This is a genomic window from Actinomadura sp. NAK00032 (genome assembly GCF_013364275.1).
GTDB lineage: Bacteria > Actinomycetota > Actinomycetes > Streptosporangiales > Streptosporangiaceae > Spirillospora.
In genome coordinates this window covers 1776961-1793120 of the sequence record NZ_CP054932.1, presented here as the reverse complement: position 1 = coordinate 1793120, position 16160 = coordinate 1776961, and the positions used below count along the sequence as shown (strand labels likewise).

Below are 16160 nucleotides of genomic sequence, written 5' to 3'. Positions count from 1 at the left end.
GATCAGCGGAGGCGGGGGACCCCAGGCATGGCCCAGACCACGTCCGACGAGGCCGTCGGCCGGCCCCGGAGCGACCCCGCGCCGGACGCGCCGGCCCGCGCCGGCCTCGGCCCGCGGCTGCTCGCCCGGCTGCGCCGCACCCGGCGGGTGGTGTGGCTGTCCCTGCTGGTCTCGGCGTCCGCGGTGCTCGCCCAGTGGGTGATCATGACGCCGCCGCTGTACTTCGACCCGTACTACGTGTGGCTCGCCGCCCGCGACTGGCCCGACATCCCGCTCACCCAGTGGCCGTTCGACGAGGTCCCCCACCAGGTCACGCGGATCGGGCTGGTGCTGCCGGCGCGGCTCGTCCAGGAGGTCCTCGGGCCCGGGCAGGCCGCCTACTTCACGATCGCGGCGCTCGGCGGCATCGCGTTCTTCACCGGCACGTACCTGGTCGTCCGGTCCCTGTTCGGGGACGTGGCCGGGGTGCTGTCCGCGCTGGTCCTGCTGATCCACCCGTTCTTCACGATGACGAACCCGTTCGGCCACGAGATCACCTGGTCGACCGGGGTGATGCTGCCGGACATGCCGGGCGCCGGGCTGTTCGCGATCGGGATGGCGGGCCTCGTCGTCGCGAGCCGCCGCACCGGGCGGGCGCAGACCCGGATGCTGCTCGCCGCCGGGGTGCTCCTCGGCACCTCGTTCCTCGTCCGCGAGTTCCTCGCGTTCCTGTTCCTCGCGATCCCCGCCTACCTGGCGCTGCTGCGCATCCCGTGGCGGCGCAACATCACGGTCGGCGCGCCGATGCTCGCGATCCTGCTGCTCAACTTCGCGCACAACCAGCTCGTGTGGGGCAGCCCCCTCGCCGGGCTGATGTCGGCGGCCGAGCACGGCGGCCAGTCCCGCGACTACGTCACCCGCGAGCTCGCCGCCCGCTCGTTCCTGCGCGCGATGCACGACTGGAACCCGCTCGGCCTCGTGTTCACCGCCGCGCTCGCCCTGACGATCGTCGGCTGGGCCGTCACCCGCGACCGGCGCCTCGCGCTCGTCCTGGTGTGGTTCCTGACCCTGGCGATCCCGCTGACGCTCTGCGCCGGCGTGCTCGACCCCGATGACATCAAGCTGCGGGCGTGGCTCCAGCGGTACTGGTTCGCGGTGCTGCCCGCGCTGCTCGCCGGCGGGTTCGGGTCGCTGATCCTGATGTTCCGGATGCTGCCCCGGCAGTGGGTCTCCCGGCTGCGGCTGAGGACGGTCGTGGTGCCGGTCCTCGCGGTCGCGCTGGGCGGGACGTACACGGTCGCCGCCGTCCGCGCCGTCCCCGACCTGCCGCGCGACAAGGCGTGGGGCGAGCTGCGCGGCTACCTCGCCGGCCACCGCGACATCACGCTGATCTGCGCCGACCGGCGGCTCGCGCAGACCCTGACCTTCTACACCCGCGACATGTGGGGCGACCCGGTCTGGCGCGGCGAGATCCGCGACTTCCCGCACTACATGCCGGTCCCGCGCGACGCGATGGAGGGCCCGATGCTCTACACGCGGTGGCGCGGCATGGAGTCGCAGATCGGCGGCGGCTGGCGCCCCGACCCCGCCCAGGGGTGGACGCTGATGTGGCGCTCGTCCGACAACGTCCTGCAACTATGGAATCCGCCGCCCCGGCCCGCCTCCCCGTAAGGATTCAGCGGGTCCAGGCGACCCAGTCGCCCTGGACGGTGCGGCGGCTGTCGGCGACGTGCCAGCCGGGCGGGGCGCCCTTCGGCCAGGACGCGGTGGCGGGGACGTCCTTCGGCCACGCCAGCACGACCATGTCGACGTCCTGCGGCGGCGCGACGTCGCGGGCGTTGAAGACGATGCCGTCGCTCCACCACGCCCAGTAGAACTGCGACAGCCGGATCGTCCACGGGACGTTCCAGTCGACGGCGACCGACCGCTGCGCGCGCAGGGCGACGCGGTCGCGCAGGTCGGTGTGCGCGGTCTCGGCGCGCACCAGCGGCTGCGCGATGCGGTCGGTGGCGGTGGCGCACATGGCGACCGCGACGACGGCGAGCAGCGCCGCGAGAAGCGGCGGGCCGTGCCGGCGCAGCCGTACGGCGGCCACCGACAGTGCCAGCAGGACGAGGCCCGCCACGGTGGCGTGCCAGAGGCGGAACGACGTCCAGTCCCATGTGAGCAAGGACGTCTCGGGGAAGTCGTAGGAGGTGTAGGTGTACTGGCTGAGCAGGTCGCCCGCGTACCACTGGACGACGCACGCCGCGGCGACGGTCAGCACGGCCGCCGAGGACGCCGCCCACAGCAGCGTCTTGGCCGAGGCCCGCAGCAGGACCGCGACCCCGACCGCGAACAGCACCGGGGTGATGGACGCCAGGTAGCGGCCGTAGACGTAGTTGCCGATGCGGTACTCGACGGGCAGCGCCGCCGACGTCGCGACCGCGATGCCCGCCACGGTCCCGAGGACGGCGAGGGCCAGCGCCCTGGTGCGGCCGGGCGAGCCCGGCAGCGCGAGCGGCGGCCGGACCACGGCGTACACCGCCGCGAGCAGGCCCATCGCGGCGATGCCGCCGGTCGCGACGGCCTGGTACCAGACCTGGCCGGTGCCGAGCGACAGCATCCAGCCCCAGCCGTCGGCGGTGGTGAGCCGCCGCACGACGTTGCCGCCGAGGTCGTTGTCGCCGTAGGGGTACATGTGCGGCAGCAGCGAGCGGTTCAGCAGCGTCCCGGCGCCGGTCGCGGCGGCGAGGACGAGCCCGGCGGCGGACGCGTTCCGCCACGACCGCCACCGGAACACCGGCGCGGCCACGATCAGCGCCGCGTGCACGGCCAGCAGGATCGCGCCGCGCGTGTGGCAGGTGACGGCGTAGGCGACGATGAGGGACGCGCCCGTCCCGCACAGCAGCGGGCGGCGCGCGGCGCGCCCCCGAAGCGGCTCGCCGAGCCGCTTCGCGGGCGCGGCCAGCCACGCGTGGGCGAGCAGCAGCCAGCCGGCGAACAGCACCGGCAGGATCGCGTCCGTGAGGACGAACTCGGAGTAGAACAGCACGCACGGCAGCAGCGCGGTGACGTGCGCGAACACATACGACCAGCGGGGCCGCACCTGGAGGCGGCGCAGCAGCAGGTAGGCCAGCGGCAGCATCAGCGCGCTGATCAGCGCGTTGATGACGAGAGCCGTCCGGTAGACGCCGACCGGGCCGGTGCCGAGCCAGATCGCGGGGGTCAGCAGCAGCGGGTAGCCGCCGCGGTAGACCGTTCCGAACGACATGTCCGCGTCGGGGCCGCCGGTGAGGACGCGGGCGGCGAACAGGTAGCCGGACTCGTCCGGCGTCGCGACCGGGATCGTCTGGCCGGAGCCGAGCCACAGCCGCAGCGCGACCTGCGCCGCCCAGCCCAGCAGGAACAGCCAGGCCCAGCGGCGACGGCCCGCCGGAGACGCGGCGGCGCGGGACTCCGCCGGGGCGGCCGGGGGCCGCGCGGCGGTGCGCGACGCGGTGCCGGTGCCCGCCGGCGGACGGGTGCTCATCGGGCCGCGGCGCGGGCAGTCGGTGAACGAAGATCCATTGCAGGTCAAGCCTGTCACAGTGCGGGCGGGGCGCCGGTCTCCGGCCCGGAAACGCTCAGCAAGTTCTCGGCATGAGCGCCCGCGGGGCGCCCGCCGGCGCCGGTCAGCGCTCGGCGCCGTCCTCGCCGTCGGTCTCCTTCGCGGCCTCCGCCGTGCCCGCGGCGACCTTCTCCTCCGCGTTCTCGGTCTTCGCCCGCTCGGCGTTCTCGGCCTTGGCCTTCTCCGCCTTCTCGGCGGCGCGCTTGGCCTTGTGCGCGGCGGCGTCCACGACGCCCGCGGCCTCCTCGGCCGCGTCGGTGAGCGGCGGGTGCTGGCGGCGGCGGATGCCGAGGATGCTGACGAACAGCGAGGCGAAGATGGCCTGGAAGCTCATCACCAGCGCGGTCGCGGCGGGCACGACGATGCGCAGCGAGTGCCGCGGGTCGAGTTCGCCGAAGCTGTTGACGCGCCAGTGCAGCAGCGACGCGACGAGGCCGGCGAGGCCGGCGACCGCGAGCAGCCCGCCGATCAGCAGGCCGCGCTCCAGGCTCCACCAGTCGATGATCTTCTGCACCCGGCGGTCGTGCGGGAGGAACCCCTCCTGCATCGCGTAGACCTTCGTGAGCAGCGCGAACAGCACCGCCTGGAAGCCGATCACCAGCGCGGCGGACGCGCCGACCAGCGTGTCGACGTCGAAGGCGATCTCCCCGACGGTCACCGGGCCGGTCGACAGCGCGATCCCGGCGACGAGGCCGAGAGTCATGAAGACCAATCCGGGGATGAGGAACAACCAGCGGGGGCTGTAGAGGAGGAGGAAGCGCAGATGGCGCCATCCGTCACGCCAGGTGTTGAGGTGCGGGGCGCGGGTGCGGCCGTCGGGCGACAGGGTGGTCGGCACCTCGCGGATGTCGTAGCCCTGCAGGGTCGCCTTGACGACCATCTCACTGGCGAACTCCATGCCGCCGGTCTGCAGGCCGAGCCGCATGATGGCGTCCTTGTCGAAGGCCCGCAGCCCGCAGTGGAAGTCGCCGATCTTGCTGCCGAAGAACAGCCGCCCGACGAAGCTCAGCACCGGGTTGCCGAGGTAGCGGTGCAGCGGCGGCATGGCGCCGTCGGCGATGCCGCCCTTGAACCGGTTGCCCATGACGAGGTCGGCGCCGTCGCGCAGCTCGTCCAGGAACGGGCCGAGGGTGGTGAAGTCGTAGGAGTCGTCGGCGTCGCCCATCGCGACGTACTTGCCGCGCGCGGCCCGGATCCCGCCCATGAGGGCGTTGCCGTAGCCCTTGTCGATCACCGGCACGACGCGGGCGCCGGCGTCCCTGGCGAGCTGCTGGCTGCCGTCCGTGCTGCCGTTGTCGGCGATGACCACCTCGCCGTCGATGCCCTTGTCCTCGAAGAAGCCGATGGTCTTGCGGACGCAGGTCTCGACCGTTTCGGCCTCGTTCAGACATGGCATCACTACGGAGAGTTCCACGCGATCTCCTTCGTTACCCCTGGTGACCGTCTGCGGTGTTTTCCACTAATCTCAGTTGTTCCGCGCGGCGGCCCGTCGTCGTTCATGATGCCTGCCGGGGACGGGTAATGATGGCAGCTCTCGTCAAGAGCACCCGTATCGTGTTGCGCACTTGCAACCGAAAGACCCTCTCCGCCACGGTCGCGGGCGGCAGGCTAGGACGTCAAGCATACGGGCACGGCGGCCCGGAAAGGGTGGGTCTGCTGTGACGCGCGCCGGAGAACGCAGTGTCGGCGGAGAGAGCAGTGCCACCGGACCGGGGGCCGGACACCGAAGGGGAGGTGCGGCAGTGGCGGGGGAAGCGCCGCGGGGCACCGCGCTGGAGACAGGGCTCGGCACCGCGGACGACGCCGCCGGGGACGGCGGCGCGGAGGCGTCCGCCGAGGTCGGAGCGGCCGCCGAGGCCGGCGGCACCGCCGCGGGCACCACCGGGAAGGCGGCCGGCAAGGCCGCCGCCGGAGGCGACACGCCCGGCGGCGCGACCACCGGGGGAAATTCTGGCAAAGCCATTGCGGACACCCCCGAATCCCCCACTGGGGCCGGCCGGAAGAAGGGCCGCGCCGCCGCCGGGAAAAAGACCGGAGATGTCCCGCCGATTGACGGAACCTCCGGAGACGCACCGCTTTCAGGTGGTAAGCGGCGCGCGCGCGGGCTGTGGACGCTGGCGCGCCGGCATCCGGCATTCAGTGTGATCATTGCCACAGCGGCACTGCTCCGGCTGGTCGCGATGCTCGGCTACCAGCCGGTCATGTACTTCAACGACAGCTTCGACTACCTGCACGTCGCGACCGACCCCTATCCGCACCCGCTCCGCCCGGACGGGTACGCGTTCCTGCTCTGGATCCTCAAGCCGCTGCACAGCTTCGCGCTCATCGCCGGCCTCCAGCACCTGATGGGCCTGGGCATGGGCGTGATGATCTACGCGCTGCTGCGGCGCCGGTTCGGGCTGCCCGGCTGGGGCGCGGCCCTCGCCGCGGCCCCGGTCCTGCTGGACGCCTACCAGCTCCAGCTGGAGCACCTCGTCCTGTCGGACACGCTGTTCACCTTCCTGGTCGTGAGCGCGGTCACGCTGCTGCTGTGGCGGGACCGCCCGTCCTGGAAGATCGCCGCGGCGGTCGGGCTGATCGTCGGGATGGCGTGGCTGACCCGCTCGGTCGGCATGCCGGTGCTGCTCGGCGTGCTGGTCTTCCTGTTGATCCGGCGGGCCGGCTGGAAGCCGATCGCGATCACGCTCGCCGCGTGCATGCTGCCCGTGGTCGCCTACATGGGCTGGTACAAGGTCGACGGCGGCAAGTTCGCGATCACCGAGAGCAACGGGATCTTCCTGTACGCGCGGGTCTACAAGTTCGCCGACTGCCACCAGATGAAGGACCTGCCGGTCCGCGAGTACCCGCTGTGCACCGAGCCCGCGAACCGGCTGCCCAACTCCCAGGACGGCATCTGGAACGCCCAGTCCCCGCTCAACCGCTACACCGGCACCCGGTTCAGCCCCGAGAACAACGCGCTCGGCAACGACTTCGCCAAGCGGGCGATCATCGCGCAGCCCGGCGACTACCTGCAGGTCGTCGCGCACGACTTCTTCCGGGTCTTCCGCTGGGACCGGACGGTCTTCCCCGACCCGGCCACCTACTCGCAGTACGAGTTCGAGAAGACCAGCCGCCCCCTGCCGGACTGGCACATGCCGGGCGGCGGGGTCGCCTCCCAGGAGGCCAAGGGCTACGAGCGCGGCAACGCCCGGACGCAGGTCGTGGAGCCGTTCGCCGGGGTCGCCCGCGGCTACCAGGACGTCTTCTACCTGCGCGGGACGATGCTCGGCGTCGTGCTGCTGCTCGGCCTGGCCGGGCTGGTCCCGCTGTGGCGGCGGTTCGGCGGCGCGGCGCTGCTGCCGTGGACGCTCGCGACCGGGCTGCTGCTCGCGCCGGCCGCGACCGCCGAGTTCGACTACCGGTACGTGCTGCCCGCCGTCCCGCTGGCGGCGCTCGCCGCCGGTGCGGCGTTCGCGCCCGACGTCCGCGCGACGGTCGCCGGGTGGGGGCGCTGGCTGCGGCGCGGGCCCGCCGCGGCGGCGGCGCCGGCGGCCGACGCGCCGGAGATCGAGACCAAGGTCCCCGAGGTCGCCGCGAAGTGACCCGCGCCCGGCGCCTCGCGCCGAGCCGGGGCCGAGCCGGGCCCCGCTACCAGGCGTGCATGCGGCGCAGGTGGAAGACCATCGCCACGTCGCTGCCGGCGCGGGCCTTCGGGACCTCGCCCTCCTTGCCGCGCATCGCCGACAGCGCCTTGACGTTCTGGCTGCCGCACTTCGGGCAGGAGCGGTCCGTCCAGGGCGTCGTGCAGGGCTGCCCGCCGCGCTCGTAGATGACGGCCTCGTTGCCGTGCCCGTCGCCCGCGTGCCGGACCTCGAACTCCTCGTTCCAGGTCGTCGTGCAGTTGAGGCACTCCAAGACCCATACTTCGTGGCTCGTCCATGTGTCCAGCACGGCATTCACCCCCTCGGAGACCGTCTCGGCGCGTCCCGCCGACCGCGCCCAGTTCCATGGTGGCCCCGACGAGCCCATAGTGCGCCCGCCGAGCGGCCACCGATAGGGGTTATTCCCAGAAAGAACCGGTTGGACCAGTCCGATGCCGTGGCTACTTCCTGGACTTCACAACGGCGTCGTAGACGACGCGCTTGGGGGCGCCGTTCTCCTTCGCGACCTCCGCGATCGCCTGCTTGCGGGGCGTCCCGGCCTCCTCGCGGGCGGCGACGGCCGCGGCCAGTTCGGCCGGTTCGCGCAGCCCGGACGGCTCCGGCGCGCCCCCGACCACCAGCGTGATCTCGCCGAGCACCCCGTCCGCGGCCCAGCCGGCCAGGTCGCCGAGCGTTCCGCGCCGGATCTCCTCGTAGGTCTTGGTCAGCTCGCGGCAGACCGCGGCGGGACGGTCCGCGCCGAACGCGCCGGCCATCGCGGCGAGGGTGTCGGCCAGCCGGCGGGGCGACTCGAAGAAGACCATCGTGCGGGGCTCCTCGGCCAGGGCGCCGAACCGGCGGGCCCGCTCGCCCGGCTTGCGGGGCGGGAAGCCCTCGAAGCAGAACCGGTCGCTGGGCAGCCCCGACACGGCCAGCGCGGTCGTGACGGCGGACGGCCCCGGCAGCACCGAGACCGGCACCTGCGCGGCGACGGCCGCGCGCACCAGCCGGTAGCCGGGGTCGGACACCCCGGGCATGCCCGCGTCGGTGATCACCAGCACGTCCCGCCCGGCCAGCAGCTCCTCGACCAGGCCCTCGGCCCGCGCCCGCTCGTTCAGGTCGTTGTAGGACACGACGCGGCCGGTGGTCCGCACGCCGAGGTCGCCCACCAGCCGGCGCAGCCGCCGGGTGTCCTCGGCCGCGATCACCGGCGCGGCCGCGAGCGCCGCGCGCAGCCGCGCCGACGCGTCCTCGGCCCGCCCGATGGGCGCCGCCGCCAGCAGCAAGGTCCCGGTCACGCGGATCATTGTCCCACCCGGCCGCTCCCCCTGACGCGCACGGCGGGCCCGGCACCGCGCCCGGCACCGCGCCGGGTGGGGCCGCGCGGGGCGGGGCCGCCCGTACGATGACGGGATGGCGACGACGGATACGGCCCCCGCTCCTGTCACCGCGTCCCGGAGCCGGACGTCCCCGCTGCGGGACTGGCTCGCGCCCGCGATCCCGGGCAGCGCGCTGCTGTCCTGGCTGGGCCCGCTGCTGGTGACGGCGCTCGCCGGGTACCTGCGCTTCGACCGGCTGGGGTCGCCGAAGGCGGTGGTCTTCGACGAGACCTACTACGCCAAGGACGCGCTCGCCCTGCTGAAGTTCGGCTGGGAGCACAACACCGTCGAGAACGCCGACAAGATGCTGATCGCCGACCCGGACGCGCACATCTGGGGGAACGGGCCGGCGTTCGTCGCGCATCCGCCGTTCGGCAAGTGGATGATCGCCATCGGCGAGTGGATGTTCGGCGCGACGCCGTTCGGCTGGCGGTTCATGCCCGCGCTGGTCGGGACGCTGTCGGTGCTGATCCTGTGCCGGGTCGCCCGCCGGATGACCGGGTCGACGCTGCTCGGCTGCGCCGCCGGGCTGCTGCTCGCGCTGGACGGGCTCGCGTTCGTAACCAGCCGGGCCGCGCTGCTGGACGTCTTCGTGATGTTCTGGGTCCTCGCCGGGTTCGCGTGCCTGGTCAACGACCGGGACCGGTCCCGCCGCGTCCTCGCCGAGCGGATCGACCGGGGCGAGACCTCGGTGTACGGGCCGTGGCTCGCGCACGGGTGGCGGTGGGGCGCCGGGGTCTGCCTCGGCCTGGCCTGCGCCACCAAGTGGACGGGCGTCTTCTACGTCGCCGCGTTCGGGCTGATGGTCGTCCTGTGGGACTACGGCGCCCGCCGCGCGGCCGGGGTGCGCGCCCCGTTCACCGGGACGCTGCTGCTGGAGGCCGTCCCCGCGTTCGTGCAGCTCGTCGTGGTGGGGCTGGTGACCTACCTGGCGACCTGGTGGGGGTGGATCTTCAAGCCGGGCGGCTGGGGCCGCGGCGAGGTGTCCGGGAGTCCGCTGTGGCGGCCGTTCGAGGCGATGCCGAACCTGTGGGACTACCACTCGCAGATCCTCGGCTTCCACACCGGGCTGGACGCCAAGCACCCGTACCAGTCGTGGCCCTGGGACTGGCCGATCCTGCGGCGCCCGGTCGCGTTCTTCTACACCGAGCCGAAGGGCGGCGGCTGCGGCGCGGCGCGCTGCTCGCGGGAGATCCTCGGGATCGGGACGCCCGCGCTGTGGTGGGGCGCGCTGGTCGCGCTGGTCGTCGTCGTGTTCCTCTGGCTGCTCCTGCGGGACTGGCGGGCGGGCGCGATCCTGCTGGGCTTCCTCGCCGGCTGGGCGACCTGGTTCCCGTCGGCGTTCGCGGACCGGACGATGTTCCTGTTCTACGCGACGCCCGTGATCCCGTTCATGGTGCTGGCGGTGGTGCTGGTGCTCGGCTACCTGATCGGCCCGGCGCCCGCCTGGGCGAGGGGCGCGCACGCGGCGCGTCCCGGTGAGGCCGCTGACTCCGTTCCCGACGTCCCCGCCGGCCCTTACGAGGAGGGCGCCTACGGGGACGGTGCCTACGGGGAGGGCGGGGCGTACGCGCCCGCCCCGGTCCAGGCGGCGGGGGTGCGGCGGCTGGTCGGCGCCGCCGCCGCGGGCGCGTTCCTGCTGGTGGTGCTGGCGAACTTCGCGTACTTCCACCCGATCCTGTCGGCGCAGACCATCCCGTACGACGACTGGCACGAGCGGATCTGGTTCCAGTCCTGGGTGTGATCCCCGCCGCCGAGCCCGGCCGGCACGGCGAGCCCGGCTAGGCGGTGACGGCCGCGCGATGGCCGGAGCGGAGCGTCCGGCCGCCGAGCAGGAAGAGGGCCAGCGCGAGCGCGCCGCCCACGCCGGCGCCCGCGAAGGCGCCCGGGACGCCCGCCGCGTCCTGCCCGACGCCGGCGACGAACGAGCCGAGCGACCCGCCCGCGCCGATCGCGGCGACGACCCACGCGAACGCCTCGGTGACGGTCCCGGCCGGGGCGAGCCGGTCGACGAGCGCGAAGCTGCACGCCAGCACGGGGGCGAGGGAGACGCCGGACACGAACGCCAGCACCGACATGACCGGCAGGGACGGCGCGAGGACGAGCGGGACGTACCCGGCGGCGAGCGCGGCGAGCAGCCAGCGCAGCCGGCGGTGCGGCTCGCCCGGCCACGGCCGGGCGCCGTAGCCGATCCCGCCGGCGAGGGCGCCGCCCGCCATGCACGCCAGCAGCAGCCCGGAGGCGAGGTCGCTGCCCTGCTCCTCGGCGTAGGCGACGACGGCGACGGCGTAGACGCCGAGCGCGATCCCGGCGCAGCCGAGCGACAGCAGCAGCACCCGCAGGCCCGGGGAGCGCAGCGGCCCGGCCCAGTCGGCGGCGCGCGGCGCGCTCCGCCACCGGCGGGACGGCCCGGACAGCGCGACGACGAGCGTCCCGGCGACGCCGAGCGCGCCGGTGAGCAGCAGCGCGGCCTCGGTGTTGAGCGCCGCCGCCGCGACGACGAGGAGCGGCCCGACGGTGAAGAGGATCTCCTGGGCGGCGGCGTCGAGCGCGTAGGCGGCGTCGACCTGCTCCTGGCCGTCCAGGACGTCCGGCCAGAGGGCGCGCAGCCCGGCCTCCAGCGGCGGGGTGGCGAACCCGGCGAGGACGACGGCGGCGACGGCCACCGGCAGCGGGTGGGCGCCGACGAGAGCGAGGAGCGCGAATCCGGCGGCGGCGGCGCAGGCGGCGGGGAGCAGGACGGGCGGCTGGCCGTAGCGGTCCATGACGCGGCCGAGCACGGGCTGGCCGGCGGCGGTCGCGAGGCCGAACAGCGCGGCGAGCGTCCCGGCGAGCGGGTAGCCGCCGTCGTCCGCCCGGACGTGCAGCACGACCGCGAGCATGCCCATCCCGTTGGGCAGCCGGCCGAGCAGGGTGCCGCCGAGCAGCCGCGCCGCGTACGGCCTCCGCAGGAAGACGACATAGCCGCGCATTCGATGGCCCCCGGAGATCCCCGTCGTGCGTACTCGCGTCGCACGCCGTCTCGTCATACGTATTACTGAACCCGTCATACGTACCACTTCCGGGGCCCTCGGCTCTAGTCTGTTTTCGTCCCAATGTCCGCACAGGGAGGCGCGGGTGCCGGCCATCAGCCGTCCCACCAGCAAAGACGTGGCCCAGGAGGCCGGGGTCTCGCAGTCCACGGTCTCGCTCGTGCTGGGCGGCAAGTGGAGCGGGCGCGTCTCCCCCGCCACCGCGCGCAGCGTCCGGGACGCCGCCGAGCGGCTCGGCTACCGGCCCAACCAGGCCGCCCGGAACCTGCGGCTCGGCACGACCCGGACCGTCCTGCTGATGGTCCCGACCCTGACCGCGCCGTTCTTCGGCCCCGTCTACACGGGCGCGGCGCGGGTCGCGGCCCGGCACGGCTTCGGCGTCGTGGTGTCGACGTGGCCGGACGACGCGGAGGGCCCGGCGGACAGCCCGTTCGGCTCGGAGGAGGCGATCGACGGGGTGCTCGCGTCCTCGATGGCGGTGGACGCCCTCGGCCGGTTCGGCGGGACGCCCGCCGTGATGCTCGACAGCGGCCCCGACCCGCGGACCGGCGGCACCGTCCCCACGATCGACTTCGGCGTGGCGGACGGCATGCGCGCGATCGCCGGGCACCTCGCCGGCCTCGGCCACCGCCGGTTCGGGCATGTGGCCGCCGCCGTCGACCAGTGGACGTTCCGCGCTCGCGCCGCCGCCCTCGCCGCCGTCGTCGCGGGCCTGCCCGGCGGCGCCCTGCTGCGGGAGGAGTGCGCGATCGACGTCGCGTCCGCGAAGGCCGCCGCGCTGCGGCTGCTGTCGGCCGCCGACCCGCCGACCGCGCTCGTCTGCGACGACGACCTGATCGCCGCGGGCGCCTACAAGGCGGCGCGGGCGCTCGGGCTGGACGTCCCGTCCGAGCTGTCGGTCACCGGGTTCGACGACGTGCTGCTGGCGACCGCGCTGGAGCCGGAGCTGACGACCGTGCGGCTGCCCGCCGAGGAGCTGGGCGCGCAGGGCATGGCCGCGCTGCTCGACCTGCTCGCGGGCCACCGGCCCGCCGCCCGGGTGCTGCCGGGCGATCTCGTCGTGCGCGCGTCGACGGCCCCGCCGCGGGCAGGGTCGCGCGCGAAGGGGGTGTGAGGGGGCCGTGCATCCGTCCGAGACCGACGTCGACGGGCACCCGGAGAACCGGATCGGCAGCGCGCCGCCGCGCACGCGGGCGTGGCGCGGCGGCGAACTGCTGGCGGAGGGCTTCCCCGTCGCGGAGGTGAGCGAGTACCTGTCCCGCCCGGACGTCGTCGTGTGGCTCGACCTGTGCGCGCCGCGCCACCAGGACCTGCGCGTCATCAGCGACGAGCTCGGCCTCGACCATGTCGCCGTGGAGGACGCGGTCTCCCGGCACGAGCGCGCGAAGCTCGACCGGTACCGGGGCTACGCGTTCCTCAACGTCTACGTCCCGTACGTCGCCGGCGGCCACCTGACGCTGCACGAGCTGTCGGCGTTCATCGCCGAGCGCGCCCTGGTCACCGTCCGGCAGGACCCCGATCTCGACATCGACGCGCTCATCGCGCGGTGGGACGCGAGCCCGGACGCGGGCCTCGCCGAGCCGACCGCCGCGTTCCTGCTCTACGGGATGCTGGACCTCGTCGTCGACCTGCAGCTGGCCGCCGTGCAGGCGCTCGACGACGAGGCGGACGCGGTCGAGGACCTGGTGTTCGCCGACGCGTTCCCGGTCAAGGAGATCCAGCGGCGCAGCTACGCGCTCCGCAAGAACCTGGCCGCGCTGCGGCGGGTCGCGGTGCCGATGCGGGAGGTGCTGAACACGCTGCTGCGCCGCGACCTGCCGATCGTCCCGGCGCCGCTGGTCCCCTACTTCCAGGACGTCTACGACCACACGCTGCGCGTCGGCGAGTGGACCGACGGCCTGCGCGATCTCGTCGCCGACCTGCTCGACACCCGGCTGGCGCTGCAGAGCAACCGGATGAACGAGGTGATGAAGAAGGTCACCAGCTGGGCGGCGATCATCGCGGTGCCGACCGCCGTCACCGGGTTCTACGGGATGAACGTCCCCTACCCGGGCTTCTCGGAGCACGCGGGGTTCATCGCCGCCACCGCCGTGATCGTGGTCTGCAGCCTCATCCTCTACACGGTCTTCAAGCTCAGGGACTGGCTGTGACCCCGGACGGGCGGCCAGGTCAGGGCGCATACATATGAGGTCCGATATCGCTCGCCGACCAATATCAATATTGGACACCGGCTCCGCGCCTCTGGTCTGCTCACCGGCATGACGAAACACGCTCCCGCCTTCCGGGCGGTCGCCGCCGCCGTCCTCGCCCTGTCCGCCGCCGCAGGGTGCGGCGCGGACGCGGACCCGGCCGTCAAGAGCGCGGCACCGCAGAGCACGACCTCGCAGACCGCCTCGCAGACCGCCGTCCAGACCGCCGAGACGCAGCCGGAGGTGACGAAGCAGCTGACCCGCCTGGAGACGACCCGCCGGACGCGCATCGGCGCGTACGCGATCGACACCGGCAGCGGGCGCGCCGTCGGCCACCGGGCGGACGAGACGTTCCCGTTCGCGTCCACGTTCAAGGCGATGGCGTGCGGCGCCGTGCTGCGCAAGGCCCGGCAGAGCGCCCCCGGCCTGCTCGACAAGGTGATCCACTACACGAAGGACGACCTCCAGGAGTTCTCCCCGGTCACCGAGAAGCACGTGGACACCGGGATGACGGTCGCGGAGCTGTGCCGCGCGACGATCACCAAGAGCGACAACACCGCCGGCAACCTCGTGCTGACGGAGATCGGCGGGCCCGCCGGCCTCACCGCCTTCCTGCGCTCCCTCGGCGACACGGTCAGCCGCAGCGACCGCACGGAACCCGGGCTGAACGACTGGAAGCCGGGCGAGAAGCGCGACACGACGGCGCCGCGCTCCTGGGCGAACGACCTGCGCGCGCTCACCGTGGGCGACGCGCTCGTCCCCGCCGACCGCACGCAGCTGATCGACTGGCTGAAGGCGACCGTCACCGGGGACAAGCGGATCCGCGCCGGGCTGCCGAAGAGCTGGACGGTCGGCGACAAGACCGGCACCGGCGGCACCTACGGCAGCGCCAACGACATCGCGATCGCCTACCCGAAGCCCGGCGGCGCCCCGCTGATCATCGTGGTCACCACGACCCGCAAGGGCGCGGAGGCGGACACGGACGAGAAGTCCATAGCCCTGACGGCGGGCATCCTGGCAACCGCCCTACGAAAGAAGCCCTGATGCGCTCCCGCAGGACATCGACCGTTCACCTGCGGCGAGTTGTTGTTTTGGCAGGGCTGATAGCAACAACTCGCCGCAAGTGAACGTATCGAACGCACCGGGTGATCTTGGCCGCGTTGCCGCTGCTCCCGCCGTCCCGGTCGAGAGCGCTTCGCGGGAGCGGCGGGTCGTCGCGGTGCTCGCCGCCGTGCAGGTGGCGATCGGGCTCGGGTACTACGCGGTGTTCGGGCATGTGGTCGTCCATCTGCGGGACGACGTGGGGCTCGCGGCCGGGACCATCGGGCTGGTGCTCGGCACCCGCCTGCTCGTCCAGTACTCGCTGCTGCTCCCGGTCGGCGCGCTGACCGACGCGCTCGGGGCGCCGCGCGCCGGGATGCTCGCCTGCGTCGTCCGCGCCGCCGGGTTCGCCGTCCTCGGCGCGGCGGACGGGCCCGCCGGGCTCGCCACCGCCGCCGTCCTGGTGGGGGCCGGCGGCGCGCTGTACCACCCGGCCGCCCAGTCGCTGCTCGCGGGCCTGTCCCCCGGCCGGCGGCCTGGCGGTTTCGCGGTGTACCTGGTGAGCGGGCACATCTCCGCCGTGCTCGGCCCGTCCGCCGGGCTGGCGCTGCTGGCGCTCGGCGGCTTCCCGCTGCTCGCGGCGGGCGCGGCGGCGGCCTGGTGCGCCGCCGCCGTCCTCTTCCCGCTGCTGCCCGCGCGGCGCGCACGGCCCGTGGCGCACGCCTCACCGGCGAGCGCCTCCCGGACGGTGCTCCAGGGCGTCCGCGCGGTGGCGCGGGACCGCGGCTTCGTCCGCTTCGCCGTGATCGTCGCGCCGTCCACCCTGCTCGTGACGGAGGCCGCCACGGTCGTGCCGCTGCGCGGGTTCGGCGCCGGCTGGACGGCCGCGTTCCTCTGCCTGGCCGCCGCCGTGGTCGCCGCCGTCCAGCCGTGGTGCGCGTCCCGGTCGGAGCGGCCCGGCGTCCTGCGGGCCGGGCTGCTGCTCTCCGGCGCCGGCTTCCTCGCCCTCGTCCCGCTGGACGGGGACGCGGACGGCCCCTGGCAGGTCGCGGGGCTGCTGGGCGCGGCCGTCCTCACCGGGCTCGGGCAGGGGCTGATGCAGCCGCCGATCTTCCAGGCCGTCGCCCGGTACGCGCCGCCGGAGCAGGTCGGCGCGTACCTCGGGGCGTCGTCGTTCCTGGCCGGGATGACGGCGTTCGGCGGCGGACTGGCCGTCGGCGCGCTGTTCGACACCGGGTCCGGCGGCGCGGTGGCCGCGCTCGCCGGACTCGCCGCGCTCGGGTTCGGCGCCGCCGCCGCCCGCCCCCGGACGGCGCCGTGACCCCGGCCGC

The 16160-nt window shown here is 74.1% G+C and carries 12 protein-coding genes; 7 read left to right on the top strand and 5 right to left on the bottom strand.

Annotated elements, in window-relative coordinates; translation table 11 throughout:
* The first annotated feature begins 27 nt into the window (after positions 1-27).
* Entirely contained in the window at positions 28-1650 is a 1623-nt protein-coding gene (locus HUT06_RS08405; protein WP_176195195.1) for a glycosyltransferase family 39 protein, read from the top strand.
* A 4-nt stretch (positions 1651-1654) separates the two neighbouring features.
* On the opposite strand, the gene HUT06_RS08400 is transcribed toward HUT06_RS08405, so the two are convergent.
* Together HUT06_RS08400 and HUT06_RS08395 are read right to left on the bottom strand one after the other, a co-directional pair.
* Positions 1655-3538 (bottom strand): hypothetical protein, encoded by a 1884-nt coding sequence (locus HUT06_RS08400; RefSeq protein ID WP_217711256.1) that lies wholly within the window; start codon positions 3536-3538, stop codon positions 1655-1657.
* Between the two features lie 94 nt (positions 3539-3632).
* Entirely contained in the window at positions 3633-4982 is a 1350-nt protein-coding gene (locus tag HUT06_RS08395) for a glycosyltransferase family 2 protein (protein ID WP_254715046.1), read from the bottom strand.
* A 328-nt stretch (positions 4983-5310) separates the two neighbouring features.
* On the opposite strand from HUT06_RS08395, the gene HUT06_RS08390 reads away from it, so the two are divergent.
* Entirely contained in the window at positions 5311-7149 is a 1839-nt protein-coding gene (locus tag HUT06_RS08390; protein WP_254715045.1) for a hypothetical protein, read from the top strand.
* Positions 7150-7195: 46 nt separating this feature from the next.
* On the opposite strand, the gene HUT06_RS08385 is transcribed toward HUT06_RS08390, so the two are convergent.
* Both HUT06_RS08385 and rsmI read right to left on the bottom strand, forming a co-directional pair.
* Positions 7196-7498, bottom strand: coding sequence for a hypothetical protein (locus tag HUT06_RS08385; RefSeq protein WP_176195193.1), 303 nt, complete (start codon positions 7496-7498; stop codon positions 7196-7198).
* Positions 7499-7649: 151 nt separating this feature from the next.
* Positions 7650-8495, bottom strand: coding sequence for a 16S rRNA (cytidine(1402)-2'-O)-methyltransferase (gene rsmI / locus HUT06_RS08380; protein WP_176195192.1), 846 nt, complete (start codon positions 8493-8495; stop codon positions 7650-7652).
* Positions 8496-8601: 106 nt separating this feature from the next.
* On the opposite strand from rsmI, the gene HUT06_RS08375 reads away from it, so the two are divergent.
* Positions 8602-10311 carry a dolichyl-phosphate-mannose--protein mannosyltransferase gene (locus tag HUT06_RS08375; protein ID WP_176195191.1) on the top strand — a complete coding sequence of 570 codons (1710 nt, stop codon included), beginning with the start codon at positions 8602-8604 and terminating at the stop codon, positions 10309-10311.
* A 37-nt stretch (positions 10312-10348) separates the two neighbouring features.
* Here HUT06_RS08375 and HUT06_RS08370 read toward each other — a convergent pair whose 3' ends face one another.
* Positions 10349-11539 (bottom strand): MFS transporter, encoded by a 1191-nt coding sequence (locus HUT06_RS08370; RefSeq protein ID WP_176195190.1) that lies wholly within the window; start codon positions 11537-11539, stop codon positions 10349-10351.
* A 145-nt stretch (positions 11540-11684) separates the two neighbouring features.
* On the opposite strand from HUT06_RS08370, the gene HUT06_RS08365 reads away from it, so the two are divergent.
* The 4 genes from HUT06_RS08365 (at position 11685) to HUT06_RS08350 (ending at position 16150) form a co-directional block, all read left to right on the top strand.
* Positions 11685-12713 carry a LacI family DNA-binding transcriptional regulator gene (locus HUT06_RS08365; RefSeq protein WP_176195189.1) on the top strand — a complete coding sequence of 343 codons (1029 nt, stop codon included), beginning with the start codon at positions 11685-11687 and terminating at the stop codon, positions 12711-12713.
* Positions 12714-12720: 7 nt separating this feature from the next.
* Positions 12721-13749, top strand: a complete 1029-nt coding sequence (locus tag HUT06_RS08360; RefSeq protein ID WP_217711255.1) for a magnesium transporter CorA family protein — start codon at positions 12721-12723, stop codon at positions 13747-13749.
* Positions 13750-13857: 108 nt separating this feature from the next.
* Positions 13858-14832 carry a class A beta-lactamase gene (bla, locus tag HUT06_RS08355; RefSeq protein ID WP_176195188.1) on the top strand — a complete coding sequence of 325 codons (975 nt, stop codon included), beginning with the start codon at positions 13858-13860 and terminating at the stop codon, positions 14830-14832.
* A gap of 79 nt (positions 14833-14911) precedes the next feature.
* Positions 14912-16150, top strand: a complete 1239-nt coding sequence (locus HUT06_RS08350) for an MFS transporter (RefSeq protein WP_176195187.1) — start codon at positions 14912-14914, stop codon at positions 16148-16150.
* Positions 16151-16160: the final 10 nt, after the last annotated feature.

Bases quoted from the DNA above. Each gene is read 5' to 3' on its own strand.
- HUT06_RS08370 (WP_176195190.1), bottom strand. From the start codon at position 11,539: ATGCGCGGCTATGTCGTCTTCCTGCGGAGGCCGTACGCGGCGCGGCTG.
- HUT06_RS08405 (WP_176195195.1), top strand. From the start codon at position 28: ATGGCCCAGACCACGTCCGACGAGGCCGTCGGCCGGCCCCGGAGCGAC.
- bla (WP_176195188.1), top strand. From the start codon at position 13,858: ATGACGAAACACGCTCCCGCCTTCCGGGCGGTCGCCGCCGCCGTCCTC.
- rsmI (WP_176195192.1), bottom strand. From the start codon at position 8,495: ATGATCCGCGTGACCGGGACCTTGCTGCTGGCGGCGGCGCCCATCGGG.
- HUT06_RS08375 (WP_176195191.1), top strand. From the start codon at position 8,602: ATGGCGACGACGGATACGGCCCCCGCTCCTGTCACCGCGTCCCGGAGC.